This window comes from Cognatiyoonia sp. IB215446 (assembly GCF_033963825.1).
Taxonomy (GTDB): Bacteria; Pseudomonadota; Alphaproteobacteria; order Rhodobacterales; family Rhodobacteraceae; genus Yoonia.
Genome location: NZ_JAXBMD010000001.1, coordinates 858,439 through 872,531, shown reverse-complemented (window position 1 = coordinate 872,531; position 14,093 = coordinate 858,439). Strand labels below are relative to the sequence as shown.

Genomic DNA, 14,093 nt, shown 5'->3' with positions numbered 1-14,093 from the left:
TAAATCCTGATACATGAAGCTTTTGCAAACGCTCATTCTGTCGCTTTTTGCCGCCGCCCCAGCGGCAGCCGATGAATGCGTTGTCCTGTTTCATGGCCTTGCCCGTAGTGAGATTTCGCTGACGCCAATGCAATTGGTTCTGGAAACCGAGGGCTACAAGGTGATCAACCGCGGCTATCCATCGACAAGTGCCACAATTCAAGAGCTGGTGGATCAGCACGTAGCCGAGGATGTGGCAGCCTGCGGCGACAGGCGCGTCAATTTCGTCACCCATTCCATGGGCGGCATTCTGGTTCGCGCATGGCTAACCAACAATCGGCCCGAACAGATGGGGCGCGTGGTCATGCTTGGGCCGCCCAATAGCGGGTCGGAACTCGTTGATCTTTTTGGCGATCTGGAACCGTTTCAATGGGTGAACGGGCCTGCGGGGCTGCAGCTCAGTACCGATGCGGACAGCCTGCCCAACTCGCTTGAAAACATCCCATATGAGATTGGCATTATCGCAGGCGATCGGACACTGAACCCCTTCTATTCCAGCCTGATCGAAGGGCCTGATGACGGCAAAGTGTCGGTGGCATCCGCCCGGCTTGAGGGGATGCAGGACTTCATTGTCCTACCTGTCACGCACACTTTCATGATGAACAACCCGCTGGTGATCCAGGAAACCCTCTTGTTTCTGCGGGATGGGCAGTTCAATCATGGACTAACGCTGCTCGACGTCATCTTTGATACCGATTGATCAGGCGGGCCGGATGATCCGGTTGACATGCCCCATCTTGCGGCCCGGGCGAGCCTCAGCTTTACCGTACAGATGAATAGCCGCGTCGCTGCCCGCAGTGTCAGGTATGCGGTCGATATCGTCGCCGATCAGGTTCTCCATCACCACATCAGCGTGTCGGCTACCGTCGCCCAAGGGCCAGCCAGCAACGGCGCGGATATGCTGCTCAAACTGGCAGATCGTGCAGCCATTCTGCGTCCAATGGCCGGAATTGTGCACACGCGGGGCGATCTCGTTCACGATCAGGCCCCTGGGGGTCACAAACAGCTCCACCCCCATCACACCCACATAGTCGAGCGCGTTGAGGATCTTGGCCGCGATCAGCACCGCATCGGTCCGCTGCGCTGCGGATAACTTCGCGGGCACGGTGGTGGTCCGCAGGATGCCATCCTTGTGCACGTTTTCGCCGGGATCGTAGCACGCAACTTCACCATCCGCATTGCGCGCGCCGATCACCGAGATCTCGTGGCTGAACTCGACAAAACCTTCGAGGATTGCAGGTGCCCCGGCCATGGCGGAGAAGGCTACCTCCGCATCTGTCGGGGACATGATCCGCGCCTGCCCCTTGCCGTCATAACCCAACCTGCGGGTCTTCAGGATCGCCGGGGTTCCGATCTCCTCAAGTGCGCGGTTCATGTCATCCAGCGATACCACATCAGCAAAGGGTGCGGTTTGCAGACCCAGATCCTGCAAGAATGCTTTCTCTGTCAGCCGATCCTGACTGGTAGCAAGCGCGCGGCGGCCCGGATGGATGGAGGCCAAATCCTCCAAAAGATCAAGGGCGCTGGTGGGGATGTTTTCAAACTCATAGGTGATCACGTCGACCGTTTGACCGAACGCGGTCAGCGCGCCAGTGTCGTCGTAGCTGGCCGTTGTGACGCTATGGGCCAAATCTGCCGCCGAGGAATTCGCGCTCGGTTCAAAGATATGCGTCTTCAGCCCCAGACGCGATGCCGCGACTGACAGCATGCGGCCCAATTGACCCCCGCCCAGAATCCCGATCGTCGCCCCGACGGGCAAAGGCTCAGTCATCTTGCGGAACATCCGGGATTGAGGCCGATAGTGCCGCGCGCCACGCGTCAAGCCGGGCGGCCACATCGCCATCCTCTAGTGCCAATATGCCAACGGCCATCAGTCCCGCGTTCTTGGCCCCCGCCGCGCCAATCGCCATTGTGGCCACCGGATAACCGCGCGGCATCTGCAGGATGGAATAAAGGCTGTCGACACCCGCCAGCGCCTTGGTTTGCACTGGGACACCAATGACAGGGATACGCGTTTTTGACGCTATCATGCCCGGCAGATGCGCCGCCCCGCCCGCACCTGCGATGATAACCTGCAAGCCTCGCGCAACAGCCGTCTTGCCGTAATCCCACAATCTGTCAGGCGTGCGATGGGCGGATACGATCCGGCTCTCGTAATCAACGCCGAGTTCCTGCAGAATATCTGCCGCTTCCCGCATTGTGGGCCAATCGGATTGGCTGCCCATAATGATGCCAACCGGCGGGGATTTCGTCATGCGCATGTCCACTTCAAAAATGAAGCGGCACTATAGCCGCGCGCGGGCGGGCTGCAACGCCTTAGGCAATAATGTCCGGCAACAACCGATCCTCAAGTGCCACGATCCGGTCCTTCAATACCAGCTTCTGCTTCTTCAGCCGTTTGATCGTCAGCATATCGGCAGAGCCACGGTCGTGCAGGGCGTCAATCGCCTCGTCCAGATCTCGGTGCTCACGGCGCAAAACCTCCAACTTCACACGAAGGACATCTTCCTGTTCCATTCTCGCGGATTTGTTCATCTGCGGCGCGCTCGCTTCTGGTCACTTTGATATCACTATAAATAGGGGCTTTAGCGACAAGTTCCTAATACTTCCTCTTGATCAAGCCACCTGAACGCCCCATATTTTTCACTGATGGTCGCCGAAACGGGGCCAAAATCGACAGTCGCTTATCAAGAAGGGCATGTCTTATGACGAAATTGGCTTTGGGAACGCATCCGTTCCTGTTGGGTTTTGAGCAGCTTGAACGCCTCGTTGAGCGGACCGCGAAAAGCGGGAACGACGGCTACCCACCCTACAATATCGAACAAACGTCCGAGAATTCGTACCGCATTACGCTTGCCGTGGCCGGGTTTTCCGAAGGCGATCTGTCAATCACTGTTGAAGACAGTTCTCTGGTCATCCGGGGGCGGCAACAAGATGATAGCGAAGGCCGCATCTTCCTGCATCGCGGGATTGCGGCACGTCAATTCCAGCGCTCATTCGTCTTGGCGGAAGGTGTAGACGTGGGTGAGGCGCTGATGGAAAACGGCCTTCTGCATGTGGACCTGACCCGCGCTGTGCCGGAACGGATCGTGCAAACAATAAACATTAAGAAAGGGTAACGTATGAACACGAAGATTGATCTTAAAACACTTGGTCAGGACATCGTCTACGTCAAACCCGTCCAGGTATCTGACCTGCCCCTAGAAGTGCAGGACGAGGTTGGTGACCTTGAGGAATTGTTCGCCGTACACAACGCGGAGGGTGAGCAATTGGCCCTCGTCGCCAATCGCAAACTGGCCTTTCATCTGGCGCGCGAGAACCAGATGCAGCCGGTGACAGTACACTAGGCAAAGTAAGGTGACATCAGCCCACCTTACGCCTTGATCAGGCCGAGGCTTTCCAGTTTTAGGATCACCTGATGGGCACAGTTGTCGACAGGCACGCTTTCGGTTTCCAACCGCAGCTCAGGGTTCTCTGGCACGTCATAAGGGTCTGAAATCCCTGTGAACTCCTTGATCTTGCCAGCGCGCGCGAGCTTGTAGAGGCCCTTGCGGTCGCGCCGTTCGCATTCCTCGATGGACGTGGCAACATGGATCTCAATGAACGCGCCAAACTGCTCAATGTCTTCGCGCACCGCACGGCGGGTAGTCGCGTAGGGCGCAATTGGCGCGCAGATGGCGATACCACCGTTCTTGGTGATCTCAGAGGCGACATAGCCGATCCGACGAATATTCAGATCGCGATGTTCCTTGCTGAACCCAAGCTCTGACGACAGGTTCTTGCGCACGATGTCCCCGTCAAGCAAAGTCACGGGCCGCCCGCCCATCTCCATCAACTTGACCATCAGCGCGTTGGCGATGGTGGACTTGCCCGAACCGGAAAAGCCCGTGAAGAAAACGGTAAAGCCCTGTTCCGCGCGCGGGGGCCGGGTCTTGCGCAGTTCCGCAACGACAGCGGGGAACGAAAACCATTCGGGGATTTCCAGACCTTCGGCCAAACGGCGCCGCAGCTCTGTGCCGGAGATATTCAGGATCGTGACATCGTCCTTATCGTGGATTTCATCCGCAGGTTCGTATTGAGCCCGATCTTGCACATAGACCATGTGCTTAAAATCGACCATTTCGATGCCCATTTCTTCCTGATGCTTACGAAACAGGTCCTGCGCATCGTAGGGGCCATAGAAATCCTCGCCCTGACTGTTCTTGCCCGGCCCCGCATGATCGCGCCCGACGATCATATGGGTGCAGCCATGGTTCTTTCGAATAAGACCATGCCAGACCGCCTCGCGAGGACCAGCCATGCGCATAGCGAGGTTCAGGAGCGACATCGTGGTGGTTGACGACGGATACTGGTCCAGCACCGCTTCATAACAGCGCACCCGCGTGAAATGGTCGATATCACCGGGCTTGGTCATGCCCACGACCGGATGGATCAACAGGTTTGCCTGCGCCTCCTTCGCGGCGCGGAATGTCAGTTCCTGATGCGCGCGGTGGAGCGGGTTGCGCGTTTGGAAGGCCACAACCTTGCGCCAGCCCAGTTTGCGGAAATAGGCGCGTAACTCATTGGGCGTATCGCGGCGCGCGCGAAAGTCATAGTGCACCGGTTGCTGAATGCCGGTGATAGGCCCGCCCAGATAGACAGATCCAGCCTTATTGTGCAGGTAGTTGACCGCCGGATGGGCCTGATCATCCGCGCCAAAAACCTGCTTCGCTTCATGGGATTTGTCGGGCGTCCATTTGTCTGTGACCGTCATGGTCGCGAGGATCACACCTTCCTGATCGCGCAGTGCAATGTCCTGCCCCATCGCAACGGTCTCGGCAAAGTCCGGGCTGACATCGAGCGTGACCGGCATTGGCCACAGCGTACCGTCAGCCAAGCGCATATTGTCAACAACGCTCGTGTAATCCGCCTCTGACAGAAACCCTTTCAGCGGAAAGAATCCGCCATTCATCAAAAGCTCCAGATCGCAGATCTGACGTGGCGTCAGATCGTGGCTGATCAGCTCTGCCGCTTCCAGCTTCAGCTTCTGTGCGCTGTCGTAAGACACATAGAGTTCGGGGATCGGGGCGAGGTCCTGGGCCATTCTCAACTCAATTCATAAAATCACTTCGAGTGGCTGATAGACCCGTGATGCAGCGAATGTCTAGCGATCCCTACAAAAAAGGACCGCAACCTGAAAATTTCCGCGCATGGGGGAGGACTTACCGCCGTAACCGCGCATCGGGGGACAGGTTTGAAACAGCGATGTATGCCCCTGCTTGCGCGACCACCGCATCGGTCCCGGCCTCGTTCCAGCGAAAGAGTGTAAGATGCGTTTTGGTTGGGTCGGTTCGCGAGGCATAGAGCATCCCGTCCAATCCCAAATCCCGCACCCGATCAGCCAAATCCCATGTTGGTGACGGCACCCCCTTGGCGCGCAGGTTTTGCCACTCAATCGCACGATGCGTCGTGTCGATGCCCAAGGCAGCCGTGGCCACATCATCACGCAAATCCACAACCCGCGCATCGCACACACGCAGCGGAAAGATACCACGGGAGGGTGTATTTGCATCGGTGTAGCGCGCTGTCGCGACAACACAGCCCTGCGGCGTGTCCGAAAGATAGAGCGCGCGCTGGCCATCCCGATGAAACCGTCCCTCTGGCGCATGTGCCGGCGCAAGAATCCGAGCCGCTTCAGCTGCGGCCTTCATCCGGTAGTAAATTCCAGTGAGTGTCAGAAGATGCTGATCTGACACGCCCTATTCCGCTGCGGCGGCAGGCGCGGCTTCCAGCTCAGCCAGGTACTTTTCAGCATCCAGCGCGGCCATGCATCCCATGCCAGCACTGGTAACGGCCTGACGGTAAACGTGATCCGTCAAATCCCCGGCGGCGAAAACACCGGGGATGGCCGTGCGTGTGGTGCCGGGCTCGACCTTTACATAACCGCCATGATGCGTCTCAAGCTGGTCCTTGACGAGTTCTGAGGCAGGTGCGTGCCCGATGGCAATGAACACACCCTTGGCTGGGATCTCGGTGATTTCACCTGTCTTGGTATGCTTCACGCGCACACCTTCGACACCCAGCGGGCTGTCTGCGCCGTAAACCTCATCGACCTCATGAAACCAAAGTGGCTCAATTTTTGGGTTCTGGAACAGCCTGTTTTGCAGGATTTTTTCGGCCCGCAGCTCGTCGCGGCGGTGGATCAAGGTGACCTTCGAGGCGAAGTTGGTTAGAAACAGCGCCTCTTCCACAGCCGTATTGCCGCCGCCAACAACAGCAATCTCCTGCCCGCGGTAGAAGAACCCGTCGCATGTCGCGCAGGCGCTGACGCCGAAGCCCTTGAACTTATCCTCGGTCGGCAGCCCGAGCCACTTCGCGCGCGCACCCGTGCACAGAATGACGGCGTCTGCGGTGTAAACGGTGCCGCTGTCCGATTGCGCCGTGAAGGGGCGGTTCTGCAGATCAAGCGAGGTGATGATATCGCCCACAACATCACATCCCATCGCGCGCGCATGTGCCTCCATCCGGACCATCAGGTCAGGGCCCTGCACTTCGGTATCGCCAGGCCAGTTTTCGACCTCGGTCGTCGTGGTCAACTGGCCACCCGGCTCAATACCCTGCACCAGAACAGGTTCCAGCATGGCGCGCGCGGCATAGACACCCGCGCTGTAGCCCGCCGGGCCTGAGCCGATGATGAGCACTTTGGTATGACGGGTGGTGGACATGGGGGCAGCCTTTTCGCAGAATCGGTGGTGCAACATAGTCCTTGAAAATGACATGGAAAAGCCATTGGGCAAACCTTATCGTCACATTATGTAAGATCGTTGAAGGGGCCGCTGGCGGCAAACAGAGGGTGTCTGTCATGGAGTGGTTTCAAAGGATCTTTCCAGATTTCTGGGGAACCTTCACGGTCGAGTACCTGCTGTCGCCGATTTATCTGGCTAGCACTGCAATCATTGCTTGGCTGGTTTGGTACTTTCGCACGGACAAGGAAACGCGCTTTCTCAGCTTTCTGTTTCCAAAAGAGGTGTATCTCCACAAATCAACCTGGCTTGATATCAAACTCGCGGCCTTCAATACGTTCTTCCTAGCCACTGGCGCGATTGCCGCTCTGGTCATCCTTCCCTGGGTAACGCTCACAGCGCACGGCATGCTGATGGACATTAGTGGTCATACCGCGACGGAACAAACGCTCGTGCGCAGCATCTTCGCGGGCGTCGTCCTGTTTTTGACTAAAGATTTTTGTCGGTATTGCAGCCACTACATTCACCATAAATATCGTTTCCTTTGGCCATTTCATGCGGTTCACCACTCAGCCGAGGTGATGACGCCCATCACATTCATGCGGATGCACCCCGTCAGCATGGCAGTGCAAATGACAATTATTTCGGTCCTTGTCGGGATCGTTCAGGCCATCGTTCTGTTCGTGCTGGTTGGTCAGATCAATGCGGCCACGGTGTATATCGGGATCTATGCGTGGAGCATCTACGTCTTCTTCGGCGCGCATCTGCGGCACAGCCACATCTGGGTGAGCTACGGTCCGATTATGGAGCATATCCTGATCTCGCCTGCCCAACACCAAATCCATCACTCAACAGCACCTATTCACCACGACAAGAACTTTGGTGAGGTCTTTGCGCTTTGGGATTGGATGTTTGGGACGCTCTATATAACGCACGGCAAGGAAGATGTGATATACGGCATCGCAAACGGAAAAGGCGAATTGATCGACCAACCCTACAACAACCTGCGAGATGCACTGTTAGGACCATTTGGGGAGGTTTGGGAGGAAGTCGCAAAAGGTACGACCTTTGATCCGAACGGTGGTGCAGACGCCCAACCAGAACCCTCTCAGCCCCTGCCTGCACCCATCGCCAAAGACGGATAGAGCTTATTTTGTTACCCTGATACGAAACAATATTGCGCATTAGGAAGTGCCTGCGTAGTATTTGCAAAAGAATTGGGGAACAGATGATGCCAGGCACGAAACTTGACGAAATCGACCGCATGATATTGGCCGAATTACAGGCCGACGGGCGCATGACGAATGTCGAATTGGCCAAACGTGTCGGCATCTCGGCCCCACCGTGCCTGCGTCGTGTGCGCACGCTTGAGGATCAGGGATTTATTCAGGGCTATCATGCCGATGTGAATGCGCGCGAACTCGGCTTTGAAGTGCAGGTCTTTGCGATGGTCGGCCTTGTCAGTCAGGCCGAGGTGGATCTGTCGGCGTTTGAAAACCTGTGTAAAGGCTGGCCCCTTGTGCGCGAATGTCACATGCTCAATGGCGAGGTGGATTTTATCCTCAAGTGTGTGGCTCCGGATTTGCGCACATTTCAGCGCTTCCTGACGGAGGAACTGACGAGTGCTGACAATGTGGCCTCGGTGAAGACCTCACTTGTGATCCGCGGCTCCAAGGATGAGCCGGGCGTGCCATTTGACGTGCTGGAAGCGCGCTTGGCGCAAGAGGCCTGACCCCCCGGGGGTCAGCGGCGGAGCAACGCCGGGCGCGGACCAATCCGGTTGAATTCTGCGTGGTTGATCCCCCAAAGATCATTCAGAATCGCCCCGTAGATGCGCCGATAATCAGTGGTAAAGATCATCTCGCGATCCTCCAGCCGATCAAGGCTGGGCCGTTCGCCCGCCAAACCACCAGCCACGGCACCGCCCGCCACAAACACGGGCGCCGCCGTGCCATGGTCCGTGCCGCCTGACGCATTCTCGCGCGCGGTGCGGCCAAACTCCGAATAGGTAACGATGGTCACCTGATCCCAAAGCCCCATGTCGTGCAGCACGGTGGCAAATGCGTCAATCGCCCCGGCAAGCTCTTCCAGCAGATAGCTGTGTCTCTCAGGCTGTGCTTCGTGCGTATCGTATCCGTCTTGGACCACCTTCAGCACAGGAACCTGAACGCCAGCATCCAGCAGGCGGGCCGCCGTGCGCAATTGTTCACCAATCTCGCTGTAAGGAAAATCCCAACGCTTCTCGCGCGTTGCTTCAAGCTTGGCCTTAATCGCATCGCCGGTGACTTGCGCGCTATCATAGGTCGCAAGCACGTGGTCGAGCGGCGAGATCGCGCGATCCGGACGCACGGCATGTGGCCGCGCTTGCAGGTACGAAAGCGTTTCGAGAAACGTCTCGCTATCACGCATGGCCGAAAAACGACCATCGCCGTTCAGCGGGCCCATCTCTCCACCCAGCACAAGGCCGGCCGCGTCACTTGTATCGGCGGCACCCATGCCAGCGGCAAAAGCAGAGGAAACCCAGCCTTGTTGTGTTTTCGCTTCCGCCCCCTGCCCCGCATTCCAGATCTCGATTGACCGGAAGTGGGACCGGTTGGGGTTCGGGTATCCGACGCCTTCGATGATCTGCAACTCACCCCTGTCCCAGAGATCGGCGATGCTGCGCAGCGATGGGTGCAGGCCGGTATCGGTATCCAGCGACAGCAAGTCTCGCGCCGCCAACCCGATCTCGGGGCGTAAGTCGCGATAGCGGGGATCGGAGATGGGCACGACGGTATTCAGCCCGTCATTGCCGCCCGCAAGTTCGATCAGTACCAAGATGTTTCCTTGCGGCGGCGTTTGCCCCGCCGCCCTGACAAAACCCGGCAGCGACAAGAGCGGCAGCGTAGCCGCCGTGCTGCCCAGGGCAGACAGCAATTGACGGCGCGAGGGGGAGAGGCGTTTCATAACGATGCTCCTTAATTGACCTGGTATTCGGGAGAGAGGATCAGGCGACGCAGCAAGGCCTCCGGGTCGCGCACAATAACTTCATGACGCACGCCCTGCGCCTGTTGCGGTACTGCAAGAAGGGTCTGGCTAACCCGTTTGCTCTCCATATTGGTGCCCGGCAGGGCGCTTATCCAATCGCGCGTCGTTGGGTACACGACTTGCGGAATGGCCGCATAGCCCACGGCATCTTCGCGCGCCTCGACATAATCGTCGATGTCATCAAGGTCGCGCACCGCATCGAGCCCGGAAAGGCCCAGAACATTGGGATGGCTGGGCACCAAAGCCAACGCCATCTCCGCCCTGCCCAGCATGTTCGCGGACTTTGTGGCGAGCACTTCGCTTGCCGCGATCAGGCCGTCAATCTCTGGTGGCATCCAGTCTTCATCCGCGTCAGGCCGCCATACCGCATGGGCCGATGTTGTTTGCACAAGCGCTGGCAAGTGCTGCGTGATTGCCCGGATCAATGCGGCATCGTGGGGCTTCAACGGGGAATGCGCATCGAGAAAACCATCCCATGTCTCAAATATGACCCAATCCGGGTCGTCTTCGCTTTTTGGTGCTGAACGCAGGCAGCTCGAGACGCAATCCGCTACATTGATGTAAAGGCCAGTGAAATCCTCATCACGGTCATGGGCCAGCCAAAGTGTCAGCGAACGCCAAGTCTCGCCCTGAAAACCCAGATCATAAAGGATGATCTCGGCGCTCAGCGTGTCGTCTTCCTCTTCGACGTAAGTCACAAAGGTTTGGCCAACACGCAGATCGTCGGGTCCGGTCGCGGCAGGGAGTGGTTGCGGAAGGGCCATCATCATTGGGGTTGACGTGAAATCTGCTGCATCCTCTCCGTCTTCCAAGAGATAGGTCAGCATCGTGGCCCGGCCAGAGGCACTGGCATCGTTGATCCACCCGACACCTTGCGGCCAGCCGCCGACATTCGGCGGCATGAACAAGGTTTGGCCGACATCACCGGCGGCCCAGACAAGGTTGCGCGCGTCATCGACCGGCAGACCCAGCGAGCGCACGGTTCCAACGATCAGTTCAACAGGGCTTTTGACCAAACGCCCGCGATTGGCGGGGTCCCAGAACGCATCACTGGTCAAAAGCCCGCGTAGAAGCGGTTTGAGTTCCAGATCATGCGCGCGCCAAAGCGCGACAAGCCGGTCCACCTCTGCCGGGTCGGGTTGGTCGGAGACGAAGCTAAGCCACAGCTTTTCAACGATGAAGGGGCCAAATTCCGGGTGTGCGAGGGCAAGATCCGCCAGATCCGTCGCCCCGAAGCGGCCCTTTCGCCCGAACAGCGTTTTGACACCGCCATCATGCATCTCTTCGTAGAACGCATGCACCGGCGCGCCATGTTCAGCGATGGTCTGTCCTGTCAGCGCGCGGGCCGCGGCCCGCACGTCCGCCTGATCATAGCCGCGATTTTCGCCCAAGGTAAAAAGTTCCAGAAACTCGCGGGCTAGGTTTTCGTTTGGCGCATCAACCACGTTTTCCACGTTGCTGAGGTAGTCCAGCATCGCCGGGTCCCGCAGAATGCCGTGGGCGAGATCGGCAAAGTTCCCGGCCGCATTTTCGCGAAAGAACCTGTTCTGATTGGCCATCCACTGGGAGTTCTCGGTCTGGTCAAAAGAGGTCGCGAAATGGTCATGCCAGAACAGCACCAGCCTCTCGGTCAGGGGCGACGGCGTTGCCACCATCTCGGCCATCCACCAGGCGCTGAGTTCCTCAATCTCAAGCCAGCGATTGGTGAAGTAGAGTTCACTTTGGGTCTGCCCCAATTGCCAGATCAGGTCTTGCGGATATGGCCACATATCGACCCAGCCCGGCATAGGCGTGTCCGGTTCCGACTGCAAACCAGCAAGAATACGGTCCACACCTTCTTCGTAGGATTGGCCCATGAAAGCCGTGATCTCATGCGGGGCTGCGCCAAAGCCGGTGCGGCTGATGAGGTGGCGTGCCTCTGCAGCGGTCATTGCGTCCGGTCCTGCCAAAGCCGATCCCCCGCAAACGGTCGTGGAAACTATCGCAAAAACGGTAAAGAAACTTCGCATCATCCCACCTCATCTGATTATGCGATGGAAGGCTAACATGGCCCGAGAGGGACGCTGGTTACATCTGGCGCCCCGGTTTCATACAAAACCGTAAACTTTAGTCTCGGCGCGGGAAGACCAGTTTGAAAACCGCGCCTTGCACCTCGGCATCCAGGCTGATCGTGGCGCCATGCAGATCGGCGATGGCCTTCACGAGGCTCAGCCCCAATCCATTGCCTTTCGTCGAGCGGCTGGCATCCGCGCGATAGAACCGCTCAAAAATCCGTCCCCGGTTTGCGGGCGAGATACCGGGGCCGTCATCGGCAACCGTCACGACAATGCTTTTGCCGTCGACCTGCAGCGAGAGCGTCACTTGTGCCGCGTCGCGGGTATGCTCCACCGCATTTTCCAGCAGGTTCGCCAGCAGTTGCTCCAGCAATTCGCGGTCGCCAGCGATCATCGCACCATCATCGATGTTCGCTTGAAAGGACTTGTTGGCATCCTCGAAAATGGGCGCATAGGCCTCGGCCATGTCGCGCGTCATTTGTGAGAGATCGACGTCCTCAAAAGCGGCCTCACGTTGCCCGGCCTCAACCTCGCCCAGACGTAAAAGCGCGTCGAATATCCGCAGTATCTGGGCAAGATAGTCCTCGGCTGCTGTCAGATGCGCCTCAACCGCCTCCGGGTCATTGCGGTTGCGGCTGATCAGTTCTAGTCGCCCGCCGATATTGGTCAGCGGGGTGCGCAGGTCATGGGCGACGCCGACCGACACCGCCTCGATATTGGCGTTCAGCGCCTCCAGCCGGTCGAGCATGCGGTTGATCCCGCCCGCAAGCCGATCAAACTCATCATAGCGGTCCGATTCAGGGGCCCGGCTGTTGATCTGCCCTGCGGCAACGGCAGCGGCGGTCTGTGATATGCCTTCGATGCGATTGAAGACCGAGCGGCTGAGCAGATAGCCGGTGAAAAGCGACAGGGGCAGCACGATCAGCACCAAAGCAAATGACATTGCCATCGCGAATTCCAACGTTGCCGCACGTCCTTCCGGCAAAAACTCCCCGATTGTGATCGTCTCACCCCCGCGCAGCAGCGCCAGATGGGCGCGCACAGGCTCATCAATTTCGGGGTGATCCAGATAGGTGACCTGCCACCCGACATCGGCGAAAAGGCCAGGGAATCCAGCGACGGGTTCGTAATCGACATCGCGCAGGACGACCAATTGTGCCTCATGTTCCAGAACCTCGTAGATCAGATCATCATCCCATAGGGGTTCCCCGTCTTCCACAATCTCTTCATCGATCAGCGCTTCGGACCCTCGGCCATAATAGACCTCTTGTGCATAAGCGATGCTGTCCAAGATGCTTGCGCGCTGTTGCGCGTCCATGTGCCAGACAAGCGCACCGCTGATGCTCCACAAAAGAACCAGCGCGATGATCACAAAGCCTGCGCAGGCCCAGATCACGCGCCCAAAGACCGTTGAGCGCAGGATGCTATGGGGCGTCGATGACATAGCCAGCCCCCCTGACCGTGCGGATCAGTTCCACGTCAAATGGCTTGTCTACCTTGGCGCGCAGACGGCTCATATGGGTCTGGACGAGGCTCGTTTTGGGGTCAAAGCGATAGCCCCAGACCTGTTCCAGCAGGATCGTGCGCGTCATCACCTGACCGGGATGCAGCATGAGGCATTCCAGCAGTCGGTATTCAAGCGGCGAAAGATCCAGGGCCACGTCACCGCGATGCACCACACGCTGCAAGCGGTCCATGGTCAGGTCATGTAGCGCAAGCGTCTCGGTCTTGACCCGCTGTTGCGGACGTCGTGCGATGATCTTGAGGCGGGCCATAAGTTCGGACAGGGCAAAGGGCTTGATCAGGTAATCATCCGCCCCTGCCTCCAGCCCCTCAACCCGGTCAGCGATGCGCGTGCGGGCGGTCAGCATCAGGACGGGTGTCGTGATATTGGCCCCGCGCATTAGGCGCAGGGCATCAACCCCATCCATGCCCGGCAGCATCCGGTCAAGCACGATGGCGTCGAAGGTACGCCCCGATAATGTGAGCATCGCGGCTTGTGGCGTGTCGTGCCAGACCACATCCCACCCCGCCTCACGCAGACCCCTTTGCAGGTAACTCCCGGTTTCGGTGTCATCTTCAATGATCAGAACATTCATTACGCGGATGCCACTTTCGCCGGGACCCGTGTAATCTACCGCGTCAGATGCCTTTCGCAACTAGCGACCTTTCACCACATCAGCGGGTCAAAACGACACTGACATAGTGCCCATCAAAGAAGGGCACCCGCCATTGCAGATGCCCTCCCCTT

At 58.2% G+C, this 14,093-nt stretch carries 15 protein-coding genes; 5 read left to right on the top strand and 10 right to left on the bottom strand.

Going from position 1 to position 14,093, the window contains the following annotated elements; all coding sequences use genetic code 11:
• Positions 1-13 precede the first annotated feature (13 nt).
• Positions 14-739 carry an alpha/beta fold hydrolase gene (locus tag SLH49_RS04440; RefSeq protein WP_320267949.1) on the top strand — a complete coding sequence of 242 codons (726 nt, stop codon included), beginning with the start codon at positions 14-16 and terminating at the stop codon, positions 737-739.
• Here SLH49_RS04440 and SLH49_RS04435 read toward each other — a convergent pair whose 3' ends face one another.
• The 3 genes from SLH49_RS04435 to SLH49_RS04425 all read right to left on the bottom strand — a co-directional run bounded on the left by SLH49_RS04435 (position 740) and on the right by SLH49_RS04425 (position 2,574).
• On the bottom strand, positions 740-1,810 hold the full coding sequence (locus tag SLH49_RS04435) for a 5-(carboxyamino)imidazole ribonucleotide synthase (protein WP_320267948.1): 1,071 nt from the start codon (positions 1,808-1,810) through the stop codon (positions 740-742).
• The gene (purE, locus tag SLH49_RS04430; protein ID WP_320267947.1) at positions 1,803-2,294 is read right to left on the bottom strand and encodes a 5-(carboxyamino)imidazole ribonucleotide mutase; all 492 of its coding nucleotides are present in this window, start codon (positions 2,292-2,294) and stop codon (positions 1,803-1,805) included. Before purE ends, SLH49_RS04435 begins: the two co-directional genes overlap by 8 nt.
• Positions 2,295-2,355: 61 nt before the next feature.
• Positions 2,356-2,574: a YdcH family protein gene (locus SLH49_RS04425; protein ID WP_320267946.1), complete on the bottom strand. Its 219-nt coding sequence runs from the start codon at positions 2,572-2,574 to the stop codon at positions 2,356-2,358.
• Between the two features lie 170 nt (positions 2,575-2,744).
• Here SLH49_RS04425 and SLH49_RS04420 point away from each other — a divergent pair, with 170 nt between their 5' ends.
• Both SLH49_RS04420 and SLH49_RS04415 read left to right on the top strand, forming a co-directional pair.
• Entirely contained in the window at positions 2,745-3,158 is a 414-nt protein-coding gene (locus tag SLH49_RS04420; RefSeq protein ID WP_320267945.1) for an Hsp20 family protein, read from the top strand.
• Positions 3,159-3,161: 3 nt separating this feature from the next.
• Positions 3,162-3,386, top strand: a complete 225-nt coding sequence (locus tag SLH49_RS04415) for a DUF1150 family protein (protein ID WP_320267944.1) — start codon at positions 3,162-3,164, stop codon at positions 3,384-3,386.
• A 26-nt stretch (positions 3,387-3,412) separates the two neighbouring features.
• Here the strand turns inward: SLH49_RS04415 and SLH49_RS04410 are convergent, their stop codons facing one another.
• From SLH49_RS04410 to trxB, 3 genes are all read right to left on the bottom strand, one after another.
• Positions 3,413-5,122, bottom strand: coding sequence for a bifunctional sulfate adenylyltransferase/adenylylsulfate kinase (locus tag SLH49_RS04410; protein ID WP_320267943.1), 1,710 nt, complete (start codon positions 5,120-5,122; stop codon positions 3,413-3,415).
• 118 nt (positions 5,123-5,240) lie between these two features.
• Entirely contained in the window at positions 5,241-5,774 is a 534-nt protein-coding gene (locus SLH49_RS04405) for an RES family NAD+ phosphorylase (RefSeq protein ID WP_320267942.1), read from the bottom strand.
• A gap of 3 nt (positions 5,775-5,777) precedes the next feature.
• Positions 5,778-6,743 (bottom strand): thioredoxin-disulfide reductase, encoded by a 966-nt coding sequence (gene trxB / locus SLH49_RS04400; RefSeq protein WP_320267941.1) that lies wholly within the window; start codon positions 6,741-6,743, stop codon positions 5,778-5,780.
• Positions 6,744-6,880: 137 nt separating this feature from the next.
• Here trxB and SLH49_RS04395 point away from each other — a divergent pair, with 137 nt between their 5' ends.
• Positions 6,881-7,906: a sterol desaturase family protein gene (locus SLH49_RS04395; protein WP_320267940.1), complete on the top strand. Its 1,026-nt coding sequence runs from the start codon at positions 6,881-6,883 to the stop codon at positions 7,904-7,906.
• An 86-nt stretch (positions 7,907-7,992) separates the two neighbouring features.
• Positions 7,993-8,493 carry an Lrp/AsnC family transcriptional regulator gene (locus SLH49_RS04390; protein ID WP_320268514.1) on the top strand — a complete coding sequence of 167 codons (501 nt, stop codon included), beginning with the start codon at positions 7,993-7,995 and terminating at the stop codon, positions 8,491-8,493.
• Positions 8,494-8,504: 11 nt separating this feature from the next.
• Here the strand turns inward: SLH49_RS04390 and SLH49_RS04385 are convergent, their stop codons facing one another.
• The 4 genes from SLH49_RS04385 to SLH49_RS04370 all read right to left on the bottom strand — a co-directional run bounded on the left by SLH49_RS04385 (position 8,505) and on the right by SLH49_RS04370 (position 13,941).
• The gene (locus tag SLH49_RS04385) at positions 8,505-9,707 is read right to left on the bottom strand and encodes a DUF1501 domain-containing protein (protein WP_320267939.1); all 1,203 of its coding nucleotides are present in this window, start codon (positions 9,705-9,707) and stop codon (positions 8,505-8,507) included.
• Positions 9,708-9,718: 11 nt separating this feature from the next.
• Positions 9,719-11,719 carry a DUF1800 domain-containing protein gene (locus tag SLH49_RS04380; protein WP_320267938.1) on the bottom strand — a complete coding sequence of 667 codons (2,001 nt, stop codon included), beginning with the start codon at positions 11,717-11,719 and terminating at the stop codon, positions 9,719-9,721.
• A 175-nt stretch (positions 11,720-11,894) separates the two neighbouring features.
• Complete coding sequence (locus tag SLH49_RS04375; RefSeq protein WP_320267937.1) at positions 11,895-13,286, bottom strand: HAMP domain-containing sensor histidine kinase; 1,392 nt, start codon at positions 13,284-13,286, stop codon at positions 11,895-11,897.
• Entirely contained in the window at positions 13,267-13,941 is a 675-nt protein-coding gene (locus SLH49_RS04370; RefSeq protein WP_320267936.1) for a response regulator transcription factor, read from the bottom strand. The genes SLH49_RS04375 and SLH49_RS04370 overlap by 20 nt, the downstream gene beginning before the upstream one ends.
• Between the last annotated feature and the right edge of the window lie 152 nt (positions 13,942-14,093).

Coding starts and splice junctions, on each gene's coding strand:
- purE (WP_320267947.1), bottom strand. CDS start 2,294: ATGACGAAATCCCCGCCGGTTGGCATCATTATGGGCAGCCAATCCGAT.
- trxB (WP_320267941.1), bottom strand. CDS start 6,743: ATGTCCACCACCCGTCATACCAAAGTGCTCATCATCGGCTCAGGCCCG.
- SLH49_RS04435 (WP_320267948.1), bottom strand. CDS start 1,810: ATGACTGAGCCTTTGCCCGTCGGGGCGACGATCGGGATTCTGGGCGGG.
- SLH49_RS04440 (WP_320267949.1), top strand. CDS start 14: ATGAAGCTTTTGCAAACGCTCATTCTGTCGCTTTTTGCCGCCGCCCCA.
- SLH49_RS04380 (WP_320267938.1), bottom strand. CDS start 11,719: ATGACCGCTGCAGAGGCACGCCACCTCATCAGCCGCACCGGCTTTGGC.
- SLH49_RS04395 (WP_320267940.1), top strand. CDS start 6,881: ATGGAGTGGTTTCAAAGGATCTTTCCAGATTTCTGGGGAACCTTCACG.
- SLH49_RS04385 (WP_320267939.1), bottom strand. CDS start 9,707: ATGAAACGCCTCTCCCCCTCGCGCCGTCAATTGCTGTCTGCCCTGGGC.
- SLH49_RS04375 (WP_320267937.1), bottom strand. CDS start 13,286: ATGTCATCGACGCCCCATAGCATCCTGCGCTCAACGGTCTTTGGGCGC.
- SLH49_RS04410 (WP_320267943.1), bottom strand. CDS start 5,122: ATGGCCCAGGACCTCGCCCCGATCCCCGAACTCTATGTGTCTTACGAC.
- SLH49_RS04415 (WP_320267944.1), top strand. CDS start 3,162: ATGAACACGAAGATTGATCTTAAAACACTTGGTCAGGACATCGTCTAC.
- SLH49_RS04370 (WP_320267936.1), bottom strand. CDS start 13,941: ATGAATGTTCTGATCATTGAAGATGACACCGAAACCGGGAGTTACCTG.
- SLH49_RS04390 (WP_320268514.1), top strand. CDS start 7,993: ATGCCAGGCACGAAACTTGACGAAATCGACCGCATGATATTGGCCGAA.
- SLH49_RS04420 (WP_320267945.1), top strand. CDS start 2,745: ATGACGAAATTGGCTTTGGGAACGCATCCGTTCCTGTTGGGTTTTGAG.
- SLH49_RS04425 (WP_320267946.1), bottom strand. CDS start 2,574: ATGAACAAATCCGCGAGAATGGAACAGGAAGATGTCCTTCGTGTGAAG.